Here is a 1538-nt window from a genome sequence, read left to right as displayed (position 1 = left end):
ATGCAAAACCCGAAAGTAATTTTATAAATTTAAAGTCTGGTATAAACCGAAAAGTCGGTACGCCAATCTCGCTACTGCGTTTATACGAGACGTTAGCGGTCATTGAAAAAAAATCCGTGCTGAATGAAAATGATAGAACAAAATATAAATGTTTGCGGACTTGTTACTGAATTGACAAATTCACAAACGGAAAATTTTGGAATAATACAAAAACATTGGTCTGAATTTAATGCAGAATTGAAAAGGAGAAAATTAAATCAAAATGGTGGTAATTGGACAAAATATGGAATAACATTCAAAACGGACAAAAAATATTTCTATTTGACTGCAATTCCAGTAACCAATTTTACAATTCCAGATAATTTTACGCATTTAGAAATTCCAAAAGGAGAATACAAGATATTTACTCACCAAGGAAAAATGGAAAATATAAAAAAGACACTTTTTGAAATTTATAAAATTGTTTTACCCAAATCTAATCTAAAAACTGAAGACCAAACAGAAACAGGATTTATACATTTTGAAAAATATGATTATAGGTTTAAGTGGAATGACCCAAATTCTATGATTGACATTTATTTACCTATAAAAACGAACAAATGAAAAGTTACAAAGAAGAGATTTTAAACAAAATTTGTTATACAGAACTTGTTTATGGCAGAATAAATAAGAAATTAAATTTAGACCTTTCGAAACAGAAAATTGAAACTCTGATTTCAACAATTCTATCAGAAACTAACGAATCTGAATTTCTAAAAAAAGGTAAGAACATTTATATAACAAACAACGAAAGAAAAATTAGGCTGACAATTAATTCTTATACGAATAGAATAATTACAGCGGATAAACTGAATATTAAAACAACGAACCGCTAACAATGTATATAAAAAATAGGCGAAATAGTAATAAAATGAAGGGTTTCGGCTCGTATCAAGCATTGTGCTTAACCGAAAGTTTCGTGCTTCGAAATCGCCTACTTTTCATATACTAACCGTTGTAAATAATTGACCAGCGTCGTGCAATTAAAACTGATTTTCAGAGATTTAATAACTTTTTTTTTAAGTCTATTAATCGAATTTAAAAGCAAACGGATCAATACGCAGTCCGAATTACAAAGACTTCGGAGTATTGCGCAGGCAGACTTTACTCGGACCTGTTACATCGGAATTAATAACGGTGTGGAGAATATCGCAAGCTGACTTTACTCAGACGGAAAAAAAAATTAAAACTTGATAAATAAAAAACAACTATTTACAACATCGGCTATAATTCATTACGGCGGAATTTCCTCACGGAAATTCCCTGCTTTTTTGCTATCTTTGAGCCACGGCGGAATGACACTGCGTGCCATTCCGTAACGAAACCATAGCCCAACCGTTACCACACATTTGAGAGCAACATTATGAATAGAATATTGACAATCCTTTTTTTTAGTTTTTATGTGTCAATTTCTTTTGCTTCAAGTCCACAAGTTTCGGATTATTTGATTTTTAAAAATGACACAATACCAACTTATAATTTATTAGTTGAACAATATC

2 protein-coding genes are annotated in these 1538 nt (G+C 30.8%); both read left to right on the top strand.

Translation table 11 applies throughout. The annotated features are described in order from the left end of the window. Positions 1 to 123 precede the first annotated feature (123 nt). Positions 124 to 603 carry a GyrI-like domain-containing protein gene (locus K8344_RS13875; RefSeq protein WP_237609276.1) on the top strand — a complete coding sequence of 160 codons (480 nt, stop codon included), beginning with the start codon at positions 124 to 126 and terminating at the stop codon, positions 601 to 603. Next, positions 600 to 875, top strand: coding sequence for a DUF3781 domain-containing protein (locus tag K8344_RS14310; protein ID WP_420908357.1), 276 nt, complete (start codon positions 600 to 602; stop codon positions 873 to 875). Before K8344_RS13875 ends, K8344_RS14310 begins: the two co-directional genes overlap by 4 nt. Positions 876 to 1538: the final 663 nt, after the last annotated feature.

The sequence above is a fragment of the Aequorivita xiaoshiensis genome, assembly GCF_022008395.1.
GTDB lineage: Bacteria > Bacteroidota > Bacteroidia > Flavobacteriales > Flavobacteriaceae > Aequorivita > Aequorivita xiaoshiensis.
The sequence above is the reverse complement of the archived record's forward strand: the minus strand, read 5'-3'. Positions and strand labels throughout refer to the sequence as shown.

Excerpts from the sequence above, each read along its gene's own strand:
- K8344_RS13875 (WP_237609276.1), top strand. The coding sequence starts at position 124 with ATGAAAATGATAGAACAAAATATAAATGTTTGCGGACTTGTTACTGAA.
- K8344_RS14310 (WP_420908357.1), top strand. The coding sequence starts at position 600 with ATGAAAAGTTACAAAGAAGAGATTTTAAACAAAATTTGTTATACAGAA.